The organism is Croceibacterium xixiisoli (genome assembly GCF_009827305.1).
GTDB classification, from domain to species: Bacteria; Pseudomonadota; Alphaproteobacteria; order Sphingomonadales; family Sphingomonadaceae; genus Croceibacterium_C; species Croceibacterium_C xixiisoli.
In genome coordinates, this window is record NZ_WTYJ01000001.1 from 243188 (window position 1) to 261625 (window position 18438).

General features: G+C 64.3%; 17 protein-coding genes. 7 read left to right on the forward strand and 10 right to left on the reverse strand.

Going from position 1 to position 18438, the window contains the following annotated elements; genetic code table 11:
• Window positions 1–37: 37 nt before the first annotated feature.
• Window positions 38–298, forward strand: coding sequence for a hypothetical protein (locus GRI97_RS01180; RefSeq protein WP_161389323.1), 261 nt, complete (start codon window positions 38–40; stop codon window positions 296–298).
• A 438-nt stretch (window positions 299–736) separates the two neighbouring features.
• Entirely contained in the window at window positions 737–1249 is a 513-nt protein-coding gene (locus GRI97_RS01185) for a DUF4303 domain-containing protein (protein ID WP_161389324.1), read from the forward strand.
• A 54-nt stretch (window positions 1250–1303) separates the two neighbouring features.
• Here GRI97_RS01185 and GRI97_RS01190 read toward each other — a convergent pair whose 3' ends face one another.
• From GRI97_RS01190 to GRI97_RS01230, 9 genes are all read right to left on the reverse strand, one after another.
• The gene (locus tag GRI97_RS01190) at window positions 1304–1714 is read right to left on the reverse strand and encodes a hypothetical protein (protein WP_161389325.1); all 411 of its coding nucleotides are present in this window, start codon (window positions 1712–1714) and stop codon (window positions 1304–1306) included.
• 70 nt (window positions 1715–1784) lie between these two features.
• Window positions 1785–6431 (reverse strand): NAD-glutamate dehydrogenase, encoded by a 4647-nt coding sequence (locus tag GRI97_RS01195; RefSeq protein ID WP_161390750.1) that lies wholly within the window; start codon window positions 6429–6431, stop codon window positions 1785–1787.
• A gap of 172 nt (window positions 6432–6603) precedes the next feature.
• Entirely contained in the window at window positions 6604–7599 is a 996-nt protein-coding gene (locus GRI97_RS01200) for an LLM class flavin-dependent oxidoreductase (protein WP_161389326.1), read from the reverse strand.
• Window positions 7596–8378 (reverse strand): tetratricopeptide repeat protein, encoded by a 783-nt coding sequence (locus GRI97_RS01205; RefSeq protein WP_161389327.1) that lies wholly within the window; start codon window positions 8376–8378, stop codon window positions 7596–7598. The genes GRI97_RS01200 and GRI97_RS01205 overlap by 4 nt, the downstream gene beginning before the upstream one ends.
• A 12-nt stretch (window positions 8379–8390) precedes the next feature.
• Window positions 8391–9128 carry an alpha/beta hydrolase gene (locus GRI97_RS01210; RefSeq protein ID WP_161389328.1) on the reverse strand — a complete coding sequence of 246 codons (738 nt, stop codon included), beginning with the start codon at window positions 9126–9128 and terminating at the stop codon, window positions 8391–8393.
• 125 nt (window positions 9129–9253) lie between these two features.
• Complete coding sequence (holA, locus tag GRI97_RS01215; protein ID WP_161389329.1) at window positions 9254–10300, reverse strand: DNA polymerase III subunit delta; 1047 nt, start codon at window positions 10298–10300, stop codon at window positions 9254–9256.
• Window positions 10297–10800 carry an LPS assembly lipoprotein LptE gene (gene lptE / locus GRI97_RS01220; protein WP_377019601.1) on the reverse strand — a complete coding sequence of 168 codons (504 nt, stop codon included), beginning with the start codon at window positions 10798–10800 and terminating at the stop codon, window positions 10297–10299. Before lptE ends, holA begins: the two co-directional genes overlap by 4 nt.
• Before the next feature lie 2 nt (window positions 10801–10802).
• A complete protein-coding gene (leuS, locus tag GRI97_RS01225; RefSeq protein ID WP_161389331.1) occupies window positions 10803–13328 on the reverse strand; it encodes a leucine--tRNA ligase in 2526 nt (841 codons plus the stop codon).
• Window positions 13329–13496: 168 nt separating this feature from the next.
• Entirely contained in the window at window positions 13497–13982 is a 486-nt protein-coding gene (locus tag GRI97_RS01230) for a DUF3576 domain-containing protein (RefSeq protein WP_161389332.1), read from the reverse strand.
• Window positions 13983–14341: 359 nt separating this feature from the next.
• On the opposite strand from GRI97_RS01230, the gene GRI97_RS01235 reads away from it, so the two are divergent.
• From GRI97_RS01235 to GRI97_RS01245, 3 genes are all read left to right on the forward strand, one after another.
• Entirely contained in the window at window positions 14342–15127 is a 786-nt protein-coding gene (locus tag GRI97_RS01235) for a hypothetical protein (protein WP_328598471.1), read from the forward strand.
• A gap of 158 nt (window positions 15128–15285) precedes the next feature.
• A complete protein-coding gene (gene phbB / locus GRI97_RS01240; protein ID WP_161389333.1) occupies window positions 15286–16008 on the forward strand; it encodes an acetoacetyl-CoA reductase in 723 nt (240 codons plus the stop codon).
• Between the two features lie 4 nt (window positions 16009–16012).
• Window positions 16013–16252 carry a ribbon-helix-helix domain-containing protein gene (locus GRI97_RS01245; RefSeq protein ID WP_328598472.1) on the forward strand — a complete coding sequence of 80 codons (240 nt, stop codon included), beginning with the start codon at window positions 16013–16015 and terminating at the stop codon, window positions 16250–16252.
• Window positions 16253–16287: 35 nt separating this feature from the next.
• Here the strand turns inward: GRI97_RS01245 and GRI97_RS01250 are convergent, their stop codons facing one another.
• Complete coding sequence (locus tag GRI97_RS01250; RefSeq protein WP_161389334.1) at window positions 16288–16509, reverse strand: hypothetical protein; 222 nt, start codon at window positions 16507–16509, stop codon at window positions 16288–16290.
• Window positions 16510–16656: 147 nt separating this feature from the next.
• Here GRI97_RS01250 and GRI97_RS01255 point away from each other — a divergent pair, with 147 nt between their 5' ends.
• Complete coding sequence (locus tag GRI97_RS01255; protein ID WP_161389335.1) at window positions 16657–17541, forward strand: UTP--glucose-1-phosphate uridylyltransferase; 885 nt, start codon at window positions 16657–16659, stop codon at window positions 17539–17541.
• Between the two features lie 245 nt (window positions 17542–17786).
• Entirely contained in the window at window positions 17787–18419 is a 633-nt protein-coding gene (gene catB / locus GRI97_RS01260) for a type B chloramphenicol O-acetyltransferase (protein ID WP_161389336.1), read from the forward strand.
• Window positions 18420–18438: the final 19 nt, after the last annotated feature.

Below are 18438 nucleotides of genomic sequence, written 5' to 3' on the forward strand. Positions count from 1 at the left end.
GCGACTAGCCGAGACTCATGCATTAGCTTCCGTCGGTATGATCACGCTTGAAACGGACAGGTGCGGCGCCTTGAACGCGATCAAAGACCGTCTTCCCTGCCGCTTGGATCAGTTGCTGCAGCCACTCCTGCAACCGGTACCGGTCTTCGAAGAACGCCAAGCTGTCATCGAAATCCATTATCGGAAGCATGACCTGAAGGTCGTTGAACGGCTGAAAGGTGGACATCGCAAGCCGCATGCGGTCGATGTCGGTGTGGGCAACAACCTTGTTTCGTCGGTCCCAAAGGCGATCATGTAGAGCCTGCTGGTCAGGCTTGGGCTTGATGTCTAACTTCTTGAAGCTTAGCGTGGGTAGACCTTTTGAATGCCCACGCCCCCCTTATTGTTGAATATACTAATCGTTTTAGCCATGTTGCACTCCTATCGTCTGAGCTATAGTTAGTCGATCCGACGGTGGCGCTCAACCGCTGGAGCAGGTGTAAAAAAGATAAATCTGGCCGATTTACTGACAAGTTGATCTGAGGGGCTCTACGCAGGAATGCGTTTTGCCGGCTTGCGTTCAATCCTAAGGCGGGGGCTGCTGTCATCTGAGCGCTGAAGACATACGCAAGGCTTCGGCGCCAACGCTTAGGGATTGAAGGCAACGGACTGTGGGGCATCGCTGAATGACCAGATGAAGTAGAAGGCGGAAGCGCGGGAGCTCTGTTCTTAGGTTCGACGTATGCGAGAGCGATCCATGGGGTTTTTCGAAGCAGTACAGACAGCGACTATTGATGCAGTCCGCCAGGCCGCATCCGAGGCCTATCAGAAGCTTGGCAAGGAAGACCTGTTCGGGTTTGGGCTCTGCACGCACGATGACGTCGACACAGTCTATCACGTGTATGCCACCCGAGATTGGGTGCGGGAACGTGAGGTGGACGACCCTGAAATCGGTTTGATCTCTGTTGAGTGGACACTGGCATCGGATGATGCGCCGTTTCTCGCCCTGTCCAGAATGCTTCAGGAATGGGCTTCGTCAGATGAAACCGCACCGGACGCCGACTATCTCCGCGATCGACGGGAGCGATTTCGCGCATTGGTCGAGGCTATGAAGATATGTAGGGATGAGGGGGTTTTTGATGCAGGCACCTTGCTTTCGGTCAGCAGCACAGACCCTGACGAGGCGATGGTTGTTCTGGCGTGCGACGCAGCAAGACAACTGAACACCCAAGAAAATGCCGTGGCATACTGCGAAATGATGGGATGCTGAGTTCTACTCGTAGATGCCATCCTCCGAGACGGCGTCCTCCTGTCTGCCATCCTTTCACTCAGGTCGCGTATATCGGTCGTCCGCCTTGAAACCTTCGCGAGGTAGAGATTGGGTGCAGATAGCATCTGCCGACATCGAAGCGCCATCGGTCCGAACTACAAAGTACCAATGCCCATCGCTCCGATCAAAAGCTTGTTGGCTTGCTATTTGAACCCCGTGCATGTCCGGTCCCCAGAGAAAGAATGTTATTCGATTTCCATCGTCTGAGGCGATTTCATTCGGACCACCAAATTGCCCGTCCACATAGTAGGTGAGCAAGTCCAAGTTCACGTCAACAATCCAGGTTTGAATTGGCGGTCGGGGTTCCTTGGTGCTTACACAGGTCAGGGTGAAGCGCCGTGGATCGGGGGAATCTGCGGCTAATCCCGTTGCCGACAGCACCATCCCTGCGATGACTGAGAACATGTACTCTCTTTCCCCCTCAACGCGCGCCTACAACACCCCCTCTTGCTGAGTGGGTGGGCCCCGCCACCCCTCAAACCCGCTGCAACAAATTCCGCGCCTGCCCCGCCAGCCGCGCCAGCATCGCCGGCGTCAGCGGCGAAGACGCCTTGGCCCGGGCGATTACATTGCGGAAATGCCGGATCGGCGTCGCATTGCTCTCCGCCCAGCCGGTGATGTGGCTCACCGGATCGGCCGATTTTTTCAGCCCGCGCAGGAAATCGAACCGCATCTGCTGGAAATCGCGGGCGAGGCCGGCCACCAGCAGCCGTTCCCACGGGTCGGACGGGTTCATGACCGATGCCTTGTATTGCGCCCAGTCCAGCCCCAGCCGTTCGCCCAGATCGATGAAGCCATTGGTCAGCTGCACGGCCGGAATGCCGGTTTCGCGCGCCAGCTGCGCCAGACCGATGGCCCCGTCCACGGCGAACAGATTGGCCACCATCCGCGCCAGGTCCTCCGGCGCGCCCACGCCGGTCAGTTCGCCGGCAATCGCCTGCGAATGGTCGCGCGCTTCGGCGGCCAGCAGATCGTCGACATGGTCGATCAGATCGGCCACGCCCTTCTCCACATCGCCAATGATGCGCGATGGCGCGCGGGCCGGGCCGCCGGTGCGCAGCAGATCGGCCATATGGCCGCGCAGCGCCTGGGCCGCCTGATCGAACAGCATCACCCGCGCCTGTTCGGGCATGTCGGCCGCATCGATCGCGTCCCACACCTTTTCCATGCCCAGCAATTCGCCGGCACACACGAAGGCCGCCGCCACCAGATCCAGCCCGGCGCCCTCTTCCTCGGCCAGTTCGAACGGATGGACCATGCCCATGCGGTTGACCATGCGGTTGGCAATCGCCGTCGCCACCAGTTCACCGCGCAGCTGATGGGTCAGCAGATATTTGCGCTGCTGTTCGCGCATCTGCGGCGGGAATTTTTCCAGCAGCAGCGGCACCGTGGCATCGTCCTGCGCCAGATCGCTGGTCTCGATCGCCTCCTGCAGCACCAGCTTGGCATTGGACATCAGCACCGCCAGCTCGGGCCGGGTCAGCCCCTGGCCGTCGGTCGCCCTGCGGGTCAGCACCTGGCTGTCGGCAATGCCTTCGGTCTTGCGGTCGAAATCGCTGATATCCTCCAGCGCTTCGATCAAACGCACCAGCGCCGGCACGGCGGGCGCGCCGCCGCGTTCGGCGATCGACAGCGCCAGCACCTGCAGCCGGTTGTCTTCCAGCACCAGCTCGGCCACCTCGTCGGTCATGTCGCGCAACAGGGCGATCCGGCGCGGTTCGGACAGGCGCCCGGCCCGCCGCGCGGCGGCCAGCGCGATCTTGATGTTCACCTCATTGTCCGAACAATCGACCCCGGCCGAATTGTCGATGAAGTCGGTGTTGATGCGCCCGCCATGCAGCGCATATTCGATGCGCGCCGCCTGGGTCACGCCCAGATTGGCCCCTTCGCCCACCACGCGCGCGCGCACTTCGGCGGCGGTGACGCGCAGCCCGTCATTGGCCGGATCGCCCACCTGGGCATCGGTTTCGGTCGCGGCGCGGATATAGGTGCCGATCCCGCCGAACCACAGCAGGTCGACCGGGCTCTTCAAAATCGCATTGATCAGGCTTTCGGGGTCGAGCGATTCCTCATTGATGCCCAGCACCGCGCGCGCTTCGGGCGACAGCGGAATCTGCTTCATCGATCGGGGGAAGATGCCGCCGCCCTTGGACAGCAGCTTTTCCGAATAATCGGCCCAGCTGGATCGGGGCAGGGCGAACATCCGCTCCCGCTCTTCCCAGCTCGCCGCCGGGTCCGGATCGGGGTCGATGAAGATATGCCGGTGGTCGAAGGCGGCCACCAGGCGGATCGCCTTGGACAGCAGCATGCCATTGCCGAACACATCGCCGGACATGTCGCCGCAACCGGCCACGCGCACCGGCTGGCTCTGCACATCGATGCCCATTTCGCGGAAATGCCGCTGCACCGAAATCCACGCCCCGCGCGCGGTAATCCCCATCGCCTTGTGGTCGTAACCATTGGAACCGCCACTGGCGAAGGCATCGTCCAGCCAGAAATCCAGATCGCGGGCGATGGCATTGGCGGTGTCGGAAAATGTCGCCGTGCCCTTGTCCGCCGCCACCACGAAATAGGGGTCGGGCCCGTCATGGATCACCACCCGGGGCGGATGCACCACCGCATCATCCACGATATTGTCGGTCAGCGACAACAGGGTGCGGATGAACAGCTTGTAGCTTTCGCGCCCTTCCTCGAACCAGGCATCGCGGTCGATCGCCGGATTGGGCAACCGCTTGGGATAAAACCCGCCCTTGGCCCCGGTCGGCACGATCACCGCATTCTTCACCCGCTGCGCCTTCATCAGGCCCAGGATTTCGGTGCGGAAATCGTCCCGCCTGTCAGACCAGCGCAGCCCGCCGCGCGCCACCGGCCCGGCGCGCAGATGGATACCCTCCACGCGGCGCGAATAAACGAAGATTTCGCGCCACGGCACGGGCTTGGGCAGGCCCGGCACCAGCGCCGAATCCAGCTTGAACGCCAGCGCTTCGCTGGCCGCCGGGGCAAAGGCATTGGTCCGCAGCATCGCCGATATGGTCGCCCAATACAGCCGCAGCAGGCGGTCGTCATTGATCGCCGCCACCTCGGCCAGCCCGGCGCGGATTGCCTCTTCCACCTCCTGCACGGCCGCGTCGCGGTCGCCGGTGAAATCGGGGTCGTGCCGCGTGCGGAACAGCTGCACCAGCGCGCGGGCCACGGCGGGCGCGCCCTGCAGTGCATCGACCACCGTATAGATGGTGAAGCTGACATTGGCCTGCCGCAGATAGCGATAGATCGCGCGCAGCCAGTCGGCCTCGCCCGCGCTCAGCCCGGTGCCGATCACCAGCCGGTTGAACACATCGTCTTCGGCCAGCCCGTTGATAACCGCGCGCACCGCCTGCTCGATCGCCTCGGCCCGGGCCAGCAGCGGCTCGGCCGCCTCGCCTGCGGGCAGGGCGATGTGAAAATCATGGATCGTGTCGTGATCCCCGCCGGTCAGCTCAGTCTCTTTTTCCGCCAGCACGCGGAAACCGAAATTCTCCAGCGCCGGCACCGCGTCGGACAGCGGCATGGCGCCGCCCTGCTGATAGATTTTCAGCCGCAACTGCCCATCGGGGTCGGCGGCATGGCGGAACAATCGCGCATCGCGCCCCAGCGGGCAGGTGTCTTCGGCGGCGGGCAGGGCGCGCAGGCGCAAAATGTCCTGTGCGGCTTCCGGCGGACCATAGGCAGTGCGATAGGTGGAAGGGAAGCTTTCGGCATAGCGGGTGGCCAGCGCGGCGGCGCGGCCGGCCTCCTCATCCTCGCGCAGCGCGCTTTCCACCGCATCGCCCCAGCCGCGCAGCATATCCTGCAGCGCGCTGTCGATATGCTGGCTGTCGACCCGGCCTTTTCCACCCTCATTGTCGAGCATGAAGCGCAGCATGGCCAGCGCCCCGCCTTCCACCATCAAGCTCCAATCCACGGTGGTGGCGCCGGTTTCGCGCTCGATCAGCTCCTGGATTTCCAGCCGCGTGGTGACGGACATCATGTCGCGCGGCAGCCAGGCAAAGGCGAAGATGTGCCGTTCCAGCGGGGCGGAGACCACCACGCTGCGCGGGCGGGGGCGGTCGGTCAGCGCCATCAGCGTGGTGGCGACATGCGATGTGTCGCGCGGCGAAAACCCGATCACCAGATCATGCGGCAACACGCTCAGCGCATGGACCAGCGCCTTGCCGTCATGGCTCTGCGGTTCGAAGCCCAGTCTGGCCATGATCAGGGACAGGCGCTGGCGGATGATCGGCACCTGATCGGGATGCGCGCCCAGCGCCGCGCTGGTCCAGATCCCGGCATGGACAGACAGCGCGGTCACCCGGCCATCTTCCAGCAGCGGCACGATGAACAGATCCATCGGCACCCGGCGATGCACGGTCGAAAGCTGGTCGGCCTTCAGGATCAGCGGAGCCCGCCCGGGCTTGCCATCCTTGCCGTCGAACCAGGCAAAGGCCCGGTCATAGGCATCATCGGGCAGCAAGGCGCGGCGGCTGGCGCGGCAAATGCCCAGCGTATCGCTGCGCGTGCCATCGCGGCGGCGGGTGACATGGCCCAATATGGTCATGCGATCATCGGCCAGCCAGCGCAGCAGCGCGGCCCCTTCGGGATCGGCCAGCAGATCGGCATCGTCGATCATCGCAGCGCGCATCTGCGGCCAGTCGCGCACGGCGGCCCGCACATCGGCCAGCGCCACCGCCAGATCCTGCTCCAGCGCGCGGCGCAGCTTGGCATCCACGCGCACGGTTTCGATATAGATCATCGATTCCTGGCGTTCGCCCGCCCCTTCGCCCTCGGGCATGGAGGTCAGCGTGCCATCGGTATCGCGCCTGACGGGCAGCACCGGATGCACCAGCCGGTCGATCGGCAGTCCGTGGGACGATACCACCGCCGCAATCGAATCGACCAGGAACGGCATATCCTTGTTGATCACCGCGATGCGCAGGCTGCGCTGCGTGCCCGTGCCGCTGCGCAGCAGCAGCCCGGCGGTGCCATGCTTGCGCTGCTGCGCGGCCTCGAACAGGAACGCCGCCGCTTCATCCAGCGCCTCGCTGGTCAGTTGCGCCTCACCCGGCAACAGCGATGCGGCGATGTGATCGCGCAGCCGGGCAATCATGGCCTTTTGCTCGGGGCCATGATGGGGCTGGTCGTGCACTTCCGCTGTTGCCACGCGCTCTCTCCTGTATCTGTCCGTTCGTAGACGGGCGGGGCGACCGGTTCGTCCGGCCGCTGCCTATGGTATGAACCTTTGAGTGCTGGTCGCCACCCCCAAAATCAGCCGTTCCCGATCAGCCTCTCATGGCTTCCTGCACCAGTTCCAGCGAACGGCTGCGGGCTTCGGGGTCGAATGTTGCGCCCGAAAGAATCAGCTCATCCGCGCCGGTGCGCTGGATGAAGCGGCCGATCCGTTCGCGCACGGTCGTGGGCGATCCTACCGCGCGGGCCACATCCATGCGTTCCAGCATGGCGCGGGCGACATCGGGCAGATCAGCGCGATAATCGCGGATCGGCGGGGGCAGGCGGCCGGGGTCCCCGGTCCGCAACCGCACGAAGCTCTGGTCCTGACTCGTGGCGATCAGCTCCGCCTCGGCATCGGTCTCGGCGGCGATCACGGTCATCGCTGCCATGGCGTGCGGCTTGTCCAGCTGTGCCGAAGGCTGGAACTGCGCGCGATAGGTGGCCAGCGCCGCATCCAGATGATCAGGGGCGAAATGGCTGGCAAAGGCATAGGGCAGGCCCAGCCGCGCGGCCAGCTGCGCACCGAACAGGCTCGATCCCAGCATCCACATCTGCACCTGCGCGCCGAAGCCCGGCGTCGCGGTGATGCGCAGGTCGACATCCCCGGTGAACAGCGCGCGCAGTTCCACCACATCCTGCGGGAAATATTCGGCCGCCCGGTGCAGATCCTTGCGCAGCGCCTGGGCCACAATGCCCGCAGCCCCCGGCGCGCGGCCCAGCCCCAGGTCGACGCGACCGGGGAACAGCCCATCCAGCGTGCCGAACTGTTCGGCAATCACGAAGGGGTTGTGATTGGGCAGCATGATCCCGCCCGAACCGATCCGGATCGTGCTGGTGCTATGGCCGACATGCGCCAGCACCACCGATGTGGCGCCCCCGGCGATGCCCGCCGTGGCATGGTGTTCGGCCACCCAGAACCGGTGATAGCCGAGCCTTTCGGCGGCGGCGGCCAGCCGGCCGGTTTCGCGCAGGGCATCCTGCAGCGCGGTGGCGGGATCCCCGCCTTCGCGGATCGGGACCAGATCTAATACGGAAAGGGGGATCATCGGCCTGCCGGGGCTCCATCAAGTTGTGCCAGGTAATTGCCGGCGGCCGCTGCCTCCGGGGAATTGGGCGCCAGCTCGATCACCGAATGCCAGCTCTTGCGCGCCGCCGCCTCATCGCCCGCCAGCGCCGCGATCAGCCCGGCTTCCAGCCCCACGGCGGGCAGCTGCGGCGCCAGCCGTGCGGCCGTGGCGATCTGCGCCTGCGCCGTCGTCAGATCGTCCTGCCGCCGGGCCAGCGTCGCCGACAGCAGCCACACCTCGGCATCCTGCGGGATTTCCTTCTGCGCGCGGTCCAGTTCCTGCCGCGCCTCATCCTCGCGATCCAGCCCTACCAGCGCGCGGGCCCGGTCGGACATGGCTTCGCCCGCCAGCTGCATGTTGCCGGCGCTGCGCGCATCGGCAATCGCCAGGTCGAAATTCGTCAGCGCCGCCTCATGGCGCTCTTCGGCCAGCGCGGCATTGCCCGCCATCGCCGCCAGCCGGGCCCGCGCGGCACTGTCCGTCGGCGCCCGGGCATTGCGCGCGGCCAGAAAAGCCTCTTCGGCCGCCTGCCAGCGCAGCAGGCTCATATAGGCATAGGCCAGGCATTGCTGCGGATTGCTTTCATCGGGCCCGGCCACTTCGCTGGCCCATTGCGATGCCTCGGTAATCGCACTCGCCGGGTCCTGCCGCGCCTGCGCCATGCAGGTCTGCAGCCGGGCTTCCTCCCCGGTCAGGCCCACGGCGGATGCCTGGGCGAACAGCAGGGACTGGAACAACGGTGTGATGGCGGGAATCATGGCAGGGCCTCGTCAGCCTAGGGTGGTGATCGTCTGCAGCAGCAGGGCGATATCGCCATCGCGGGACAAGCGGTGGTCGCCGCGTTTCACCAGCGTCAGCTGCACATCGTCTGAACGCAATGCTGCCGTCAGTCGGGCAGACACCGCTGGCGGCACCTCGGCGTCGTCCTGCCCGTGCAGCAAGCGAACGGGCGCGGTAATCGCAATCTCCCCCTCCAGCTGGCGCAGCGCCTGGCCATCCTGCCAGAATGCGGGATGGGTCGGGGTCGGTTCGGGGCCATAGGGGTTGTGCCGCCGCAGCACCTCGCCCGCGGCCAGCACCGCCTGCTCGTCCGCGTCATAACCCCATTGGGTGAAATCGGGCGCGGCGGCGATGCCGATCATGCCCGCCAGTCGCGGCCCCAGCGCCTGCCCCACCAGCAGCATCAGCCAGCCGCCCATGGATGATCCGATCAGCAGCACGGGGCTCTCCGGCTCCAGCCGCGCGGCAATCAGTGCCAGCACCTCATCGCGCCAGCGTGACAGCGTGCCATCGGCAAAATCGCCGCTGCTCTGTCCGCAGCCCGAATAATCCAGCAACAGGCACGCCCGGCCGGTCCGTTCGGCAAAATCCATCACCGCGGCGGCCTTGCTGCCGGCCATGTCGGACATGTATCCGGGCAGGAACACCAGCGTCGGGCCATGCCCGGCCAATTGCTGGAAGGCGATCTGCCGGCCGTCGGCCAGCGTGTGGAACCGGATATCCTGCATCGCCGGGCAAGATGTGCCTTCGGGCCGATGACCACAAGGGCTGCGCGGTGAAATCGGGGTCGCGGCGGTGGTGGGGCGTGCTCATGCGCAGGCAGGGCGCGCTGCTACGTACCCCTGCGCGCGCCTCAGCGCCGCGCGGCGGCGAACCGGGTGATGTCGGTCAGCTCCTGCGACAGCAGCAATTCGGCCGCCTGGTTGTTGGCCAGCAGCGCCCGATGCAGCGCCGCCAACCGCAGCACCAGCCGCTCCAGCTTGCCCGCATTCCAGCGCCGCAACTGGTTCGCCAGATCGCGCCGGTCATTGCGGAACACCCGTCTAGCGCGTTGTTCCTGCTCTAGAAAATCATCGATCCGCCCGCCCGGTCCCAGCCGCGCGGTCAGCTGCGCCAGCTGCGCCGCCCGCCGTTCCATCGCCAGCAGCACGGCCACCGGGTTCAGCGAAACATCGCGCATCCGTTGCAATTCCGCCGCCAGCCGCCCGCTCTCGCCCGACAGCACGGCGTTGACCAGCGGCATAAACCCATCCTCCTCAGTCGCCGCCCCAATCGCATCCAGCGCCTCCCCATCCGCCATCTTCGGCGCATGCGGCGTCGCATCAAGATATAGTGCCAATTTGGCGATTTCGGACCGTGCAAGCCGTATATCCAGGCTCACCGCGCGGGCGATCCGTTCAGCCACATCGCGGCCCAGTTTCAGCCCTTCGCCATGGGCAATGGTCATCACATCTTCGGTAATGGTCCGGAAATCAGGCGGATAGAACATAGCCACCAGCCCGTCGGGCCGGTTTTCCAGCAGCTTGGCCGTCCGCGCCTTGTCGGTGGCCGATGTCGCGATGATCAGCACCGGGCAGGCCCCATCGCCCTCGCCACCGTCGATCACCGCCAGCAAATTCTTCACCGCATCATGCGCTTCATCGCCATTGGCGCGCACCCAGATATGCCGCTTGTCGCCAAACAGCGACGTCGATCGCGCCTCATCCGCCAGCAGCACCGGATCGCTGCGCAGCGTGGCGCCGGCAATCTCGACCCGCTCGCCCGCTTCCGGCAAAATTCCCACCAGCCGCTGCGCCGCCTCGGTCGCGCCGGCTTCGTCCTGTCCGCAGAAAAACGCGATGCGCAGCGATCCCGCCGCGCGCTGCGCGACGTTGGAAAAATCGCGCTGGCTGGCCTTCACGACTGCGCGCGCAGCGCCAGCGACAGCCGGGTCACGATCCGGTCCGCGACATCGCGGGTCAGATTTTCCAGCGCGGTCTGTTCGGCGGCGATGGTCGCATATTCGGAACTGACCACGTCGATCCCGGCATCCGATCCGGCCGTGGCATCCACCAGCACGCGCCCGGTGGACAGCTCCACCAACTGGAACCGCGCCCGCAGCGTGCGCCGTTGCCGGCCCACGGTTTCGTCGGTCAGCAGGCCCATGCCTTCCAGCCGATCATCCAGCAGCACGTCCAGCCGATAGGCGGGTTCTGCACTGCCCCCGGCGGACAGCCGATCACGCAGGGCATTGCGCATCAGCCAGCCGGCGCGCCCCTGGATCGCAGGTACATCGACCGCCGACAGCCCCTGCGCCACGGCGGCGCCCTTGGTGCCGGCATACATCGGCTGCAGCCCACAACCGCTCAGGCTCGCCGATGCCATCACGGCGACCGCCGCCAGCGAAAAAGCGCGCAGCATCCTCATGCGACGATATTGACCAGCCTGTCGGGCACGACGATCACCTTGCGAACCTCTGCTCCATCGATCGCACGCTGGACCTTCTCGGATGCCAGCGCAAGCGCTTCCAATTCGGCGGAGGGCAGGCCCTTGGCCACGGTCAGCGTGTCGCGCAGCTTGCCCTTCACCTGCACGGCGATGGTCACCTCGTCATCCACCAGCAGGGCGGGGTCGACCGCCGGCCAGGCCGCATCGGCGATCAGCCCTTCGCCGCCGATCCGTTCCCACGCCTCTTCGGCCAGATGCGGCATCATCGGGGCGATCAGCAGCAGGATGGCGCGAATGGCGGCGCTGCGATCGGCCGATGCCGCCGCCTTGTCGACCGCGCTGGTCAGCTCGTAAATCCGCGCCACGGCCTTGTTGAACGACAGCGCCTCCACATCGCCGGCCACGGCCGCGATCGTCTGGTGCATCTTGCGCGCCAGCGACTTGTCTTCCCCCGTGGCGGCCGCGTCATATTGCGCAAACAGGCGCCACAACCGCTGGACGAAACGCGCGCAGCCTTCGATGCCAGCGGCCGACCAGGGCAGATCGCGTTCGGGCGGGCTGTCGGACAGCATGAACCAGCGCACCGCATCCGCGCCGAACCGATCGACGATGGCGTCGGGATCGACGACATTCTTCTTCGATTTGGACATCTTCACCACCGGGCCGATGGTGATCGCGCTGCCATCGGCAATCCGCACGGCGCCCTCGCCGCTGCGGCTTACCTCGTCCGGGGTGAAATAGACCGGCTGGCCATTGTCCGGGTTCTTCTGCTCATAGGTTTCATGCGTCACCATGCCCTGGGTAAACAGGCTGGCGAAGGGTTCCTTCACCTCCAGCGCCCCGATATGGGCCAGCGCGCGGGTCCAGAACCGGGCATAGAGCAGATGCAGGATCGCGTGCTCGATTCCGCCGATATATTGCGCCACCGGCATCCACTGGGCGATTTCGGCTGTATCGAACGGCTTGTCCGTCGGCTGGCTGGCAAAGCGCAGGAAATACCACGAACTGTTGATGAAGGTGTCGAGCGTGTCGGTTTCCCGCGTCGCCTCCGCGCTGCAGCTCGGGCATTGCGTGTGCTTCCAGGTTGGATGGCGGACCAGCGGATTGCCGGGCACCGACATGTCGACATCTTCGGGCAGCACCACGGGCAGCTGGTCCTTGGGCACGGGCACCACGCCGCAGGCATCGCAATGGATGAAGGGGATCGGCGTGCCCCAGTACCGCTGGCGCGACACGCCCCAGTCGCGCAGGCGCCACACGGTCTTGCCTTCGCCCCAGCCTTCGCTTTCGGCCCGACCGATCACGGCAGCCTTGGCATCGGCCACGCTCATGCCGTTCAGGATCGCGGAATTGACCAGCACGCCATCGCCGGCTTCCGCTTCGGTCAACGGGGCATCCGCCGCATCGGCGGACGATGCCACCACGCGGATGATCGGCAGGTCGTATTTGGTCGCGAAGTCGAAATCGCGCTGATCATGGCCGGGCACGGCCATGATCGCCCCGGTGCCATAATCCATCAGCACGAAATTGGCGATATAGACGGGCAGGCGCCGCTGCGGATCGAGCGGATGGACCGCCGCAATACAGGTGTCAAAGCCCAGCTTTTCGGCGGTTTCCAACTCCGCCGCCGTGGTGCCGCCGGCGCGGCATTGTTCGATGAACCTGGCCGCTTCGCAATTGTTGGCGGCAATCGCCTGCGCCAGCGGATGATCGGGCGCCACCGCCACGAAGCTGGCGCCGAAGATCGTGTCCGGCCGCGTGGTATAGACGTCCAGCGTCTCGCCATTGGTCAGGTTGAAGCTGAACTGCAGGCCCTGGCTCTTGCCGATCCAGTTTTCCTGCATCAGCCGGACTTTTTCGGGCCAGCCATCCAGCGTGCCCAGCCCGTCGAGCAGATCCTGCGCGAAATCGGTGATCTTCAGGAACCACTGATTCAGCTTGCGCTTTTCGACCAGCGCGTTGGACCGCCAGCCGCGCCCGTCGATCACCTGCTCATTGGCCAGCACGGTCTGATCGACCGGATCCCAATTGACTGCGCTTTCCTTCCGATAGACCAGGCCCGCCTGATACAGATCGATGAACAGCGCCTGCTCATGCCCGTAATAGGCGGGGTCGCAGGTGGCGAGTTCGCGGCTCCAGTCCAGCGCAAAGCCCAGCCGCTGCAACTGTGCCTTCATATTGGCGATATTGTCATAGGTCCAGGCGCCGGGATGGACGCCCTTTTCTATTGCGGCGTTTTCCGCTGGCATGCCGAAGGCGTCCCAGCCCATCGGGTGCAGCACCTCATGCCCGGTCATCCGCTTGTAACGGGCCAGCACGTCACCCATGGTGTAATTGCGCACATGGCCGATGTGAATGCGCCCCGAAGGATAGGGGAACATTTCCAGCACATAGATCTTGGGCTTGGTGCTGCCGCTGTCGGCTTCAAAACTGCGGGCGTCGGTCCACGCACGCTGCCAGCGCCCGTCGGCCTGCGACGGTTCGAATCGGGTTTCGGTCATGGTGCCCCCCTAGAGCGAATTCGGCGCAGGGGGAATCACCTGCCGGCCCGGAAATCATGGCATCCTGAACGCAGGCCCTGAACGCAGCCATGTCCGGATGCGGGAAAATGCGGTGTCGCTGCAGGCGACCCGATCCGATCACGAACCGGGACCGCCTGCAACAAGGGATCAGCCGATGGCGGACCGGCGCAGATCGCGCGCCTTGGTCAGGATGATGTCTTCCAGTTTCTGCACGGTGGCGGCCTGAACCGGGGCCTGCACCCAGGCGCCGCCCTGCTGCACTTCGCGGCTGGCGGCCACGCGCACGGCATCGGCACGCAGATCCTGGTCCAGAATGGTCACCGACAGCTTGACCCGCTCTGTCGGGGCATCGGGGCTGGAATACCAGTCGGTCACGATCACGCCGCCGGTGCTGTCCGCCTGGGTCAGCGGCATGAAGGACAGTGTTTCGAGCGCGGCCCGCCACAGATAGGAATTCACCCCGATGGCGTTGACCTGCGATGCGGCGATATCGGCCTTGGGCCGACCACCACCGCCACCGCATGCGGCGAGCGCAAGCCCGAGACCGCCCACCAGGGCGACATGCAATACGCGCTGATTCGCGATGGCCGGGGTGACGGCCTTGAAGATCGCGGAAATGCTGGGTGACGCCATTCTCGGTCCTGTTTCTCTGAAAGGAGCTTCTGCCTTTGCCGCCTCTATAGTCTGCGTGGCGCAGGCGGCAAGTTCGGGGAAGGGCTCGCGTTTCGGGGCCTCGTTTGCGGGGTCCTTTTGCGCTACCGGGCGGTGAACCGGCGGTTAACTGTCGCGCCAATTGTTGAAGCTGTGCAACACTCCTGTCAAACTTGACGTTCAGAGGCGATGCGGACTCGCCAAAGGGATACACCCGGGCTTAGGATTGTTGAGAATAAGAATCAGCTGGACCGTCGGTGGATCGCGATGGTTTAACAGGCGGTTCAGGGATATAGGGCTATCGTCCGCACTTTTCGCGGACATATGGGGCAGGTGATAAGGTGAAGAAGCGCGGTAACAGCCTTGATATGCGTCGACGCGGGATCGCGATCGCGCTGGCTGTGTCGGCCTGCGTCGCCATCCCCACCGCCGGTTTTGCCCTTGGCGATATGGCGCAGGGCAGCCTGGTCAATGTGACCGCAGCCGGGCGCTTCGGTTCCTTCACCCCCGCTTCCGTCGATGAACGCCTGGCCCGCTTCGTTGCCGAACACAGCAGTGGCTCGGCGCCGATGATGCGCTTTACACCGGCAGGTGTCGCCGAACGTGGCAACCGGTCGGTGACTGTTGCTGTCCGGATCGACCAGCGCGCCGCGCGCTCTATTTCGGCGCGTGCCGGTGGTGTCGCCGCCAAGGATCAGATTGCCGCCGATACCGGTCTGGGCATTGCTCCGACCCGCTACAATCTGGGCATATCGCGCAATTTCCAGAGCTTTGCGAAGCCGGCGGCGCCGGAAAGGCCGTTGGCCCTGTCGCGCCAGCTGTCTGACGCGGCGATGCCTGATCTGTCCGAGTTTCGTCCTTCGCCGGGTGCGAGGGAAGAACCCAGCCGCTTCGCACCGCGAATCGCGCTTGAAGATCGTGATCGCGTCGCTGGCCGTGGCCAGCGCACGATCGATGATGGTGGCCAGCAGATCGTCGATCTGGGCGGCAGCTATCGCCTGACCCGCAATCTGGACGTGACGGCAGGCGTGCGTTATTCGCAGGAACGCGATCGGATCGTGCCGATCACCGAACCGGCGAAGCAGGAAACCCAGGCGGTCTATATCGGAACCGAATTCCGCTTCTGATTCTGATGGTCGCCGGCTTTTTCCGGGTGGTTCCGGACGCTTTTCGCCCTGTGTAAACGCCCATTTGTAAGCAAGTATTTCTTTTGCTTTTGCGCTTTACGCAACGCCCGTGAACATGCTTAAACTCCCGAATTACCAATGTTTTTGGGGGAGCTAGCATGTCGCGCGTTGCAATCGTCACCGGTGGTACCCGGGGTATCGGCCGGGCCATTTCCGAAGCGCTGAAGAACGACGGCTTCACCGTTGTCGCCAATTACGCCGGCAATGAGGAGAAGGCACGCGCCTTCACCGATGAAACCGGTATCCCTGCCTACAAATGGGATGTGGGCGAACATGAAGAAACGTTGGCGGGTTGCGCCAGGGTAGAGGCTGAAGTGGGTCCGATCGATGTTGTGGTCAACAATGCCGGCATCACCCGCGACGGCACGCTGCTGAAGATGAGCTTTGACGATTGGCGCGATGTCATGCGCATCAATCTGGGCGGCTGCTTCAACATGGCCAAGGCAACCTTCCCGGGTATGAAGGATCGCGGCTGGGGCCGGGTCATCAATATCGGTTCGATCAATGGTCAGGCCGGCCAATATGGACAGGTCAATTATGCTGCTGCGAAAAGCGGCATCCATGGCTTCACCAAGGCACTGGCCCAGGAAGGGGCGCGGTTCGGCATCACCGTGAACGCCATCGCACCGGGTTACATCGACACCGACATGGTGGCGGCGGTGCCGGCCAATGTGCTGGAAAAGATTGTTGCCAAGATTCCGGTCGGCCGCTTGGGCAAGGCGCAGGAAATCGCCCGTGGCGTGGCTTTCCTTTCTTCCGACGATGCCGCTTTCGTTACCGGATCGACCCTGTCGATCAACGGTGGCCAGCACATGTATTGATGCGGTGACCGCGCCGGATCTCTACCATCCGCCGGTCAAGCGCTCGATCGAAATTGCCGGTCACAAGACCTCGATCAGTCTGGAACCGCTTTTCTGGGCCATGCTCAGAAAAGCGGCAGAGGCTGAAGGTCTGCCCCTGAACGCCCTGGTGGCGCGGATTGATGCCGAACGCATCGCCGCAGACACCCCGCCAGGGCTGGCGGGGGCGATCCGTCTATGGCTGGCTAGCCGCCTGACTCTCTGAGCGGCAGAGGCTGGATTGCCTCGCAGCTGCGGAATTCAGTAATTGGCCGGCGGATCGCTGGCCGGGAAGCTTTCGTCGCTGGCCTGATCAACCTGGTCCCAGCCTCTCTTCGGCGTGTCGCGCATGGCATCCGGCCCCGCGTCGCGCACTTCCGGTGCAGTATGGGCATAGCCGTCAGGCCCGGCCATGAACAGGCGGACGAATTTGTATCCGACGAAGCCCAGGACTCCGACTGCGGCCAGTTTCACCAATGCCATGCCTCTCTCCTTGCTCCGGCCCTGTCAGCCAATGCTGACATTTTCCCGGTCACGTCTGACCAACGCATCAGGCGGAAAATTGGTCCGGCATAAAACCGCGTTACATGGTGGTTGACCTGTTAATCCTGCTCTTCGTATGGGCATTACATGAGCGTTCGCAAGCCGATCCGCAAAGCCGTCTTCCCAGTCGCCGGACTGGGCACGCGCTTCCTGCCCGCCACCAAGGCTATTCCCAAGGAATTGCTGCCGATCGTTGATCGGCCGTTGATCCAGTATGCCGTGGATGAAGCGCGGGAGGCGGGGATCGAGCAGATGATCTTCGTCACCGGGCGCGGCAAAACCGCTCTGGTCGAAAATTTCGACATCGCCTTCGAACTCGAGCGCACCATGTCCGAACGGGGCAAGGATCTGTCCGTTCTTGAACCCACCCGCTTTACTCCTGGCAATCTCATCACCGTGCGGCAACAGGTCCCAATGGGTCTGGGCCATGCCATCTGGTGTGCCCGCGCAATCGTGGGTGATGAGCCCTTCGCCGTGCTGCTGCCGGATGAACTGATGGTCGGGAAACCCGGCTGCCTGGCGCAGATGGTCGACGCCTACAATCAGGTTGGCGGCAATCTCATCTCCGTGCTTGATGTCCCGCATGAAGAGGTGTCGAGCTATGGCGTGATCGATCCGGGCGCGGCGAATGGCGATCTGATCGAAGTGCGCGGCCTTGTGGAAAAGCCGCCGGTGGATCAGGCACCGTCGAACAAGATCATCTCTGGCCGTTATATTCTGCAGCCCGATGTGATGCGCACGCTGGAAAACCAGGAAAAGGGCGCCGGCGGGGAAATCCAGCTGACCGACGCCATGGCGCGCATGATCGGCAGTCAGCCGTTCCACGCGGTCACCTTCGACGGCGCGCGCTATGATTGTGGCAGCAAGACCGGTTTCATCGAAGCCACGCTGGCCTTGGCGCTGGCGCGTGACGACATGGCCGCCGACGTGCGCCGCATTGCCGAACGCCTGCTCGCGGCCGCTCCGGCCTGACACCTGCCGCCTGTCATGTCCGCGATCGCGCAGGCATGACAGGCGGCCTGGGCTGGCGGTTGCATTGCCTCGTTCTTCTGCGGCATGATGCATTCATGAAGCTGGCAGACTGTACCATCTGAAGCTGCTTCCGCGCCCTGGCGCGGGAAGCACCTGCCCCGGTCCGCTACCAATGCAGACCGGTCTCGTTCGCGCGTGCGAACCCAGGGCCGCTCTGTGCGGCTGCAGATCAATGGTACACTATCATGGCACATGTCTTCGACAGCCCGTTCAAGGGCATCACGCTTGATCGTCAGGTCACCCATCCCAACATCGTGGTGGGTCGCTACAGCTATTATTCGGGCTACTACCACGGCCATGGATTTGATGATTGCGCCCGCTTCCTGCTGCCGGACGAAGGCGTCGATCGGCTGATCATCGGCAGCTTCTGTTCGATCGGTTCCGGGGCAGCCTTCATCATGGCTGGCAATCAGGGGCACCGGAACGACTGGATCAGCACGTTTCCCTTCCACTGGATGCCGGAGGTTGCCGCCTTCGCCCGGGCTGAAAATGGCTATCTGCCGGCGGGGGATACGGTCATCGGCAATGATGTCTGGATCGGATCGGAAGCAATCGTGATGCCGGGGGTGGCGATCGGCCATGGTGCTGTCATCGGTACCCGCGCGCTGGTGACACGCGATGTGGAACCCTACGCCATCGTCGGCGGCAACCCGGCCCGGATCATCCGCCATCGCTTCGATCCGTCAGAGGTGGATATGCTGCTGCAGATGCGCTGGTGGGATTGGGATGACGATCGCCTGCAGGCCGCCATGCCGATCCTGACCAGCGGCAATGTAAGGGCACTGCATGATCATTGGCAGGCCGCGATCAGCATCTAGAGCGGCGATCCGCTTGCAC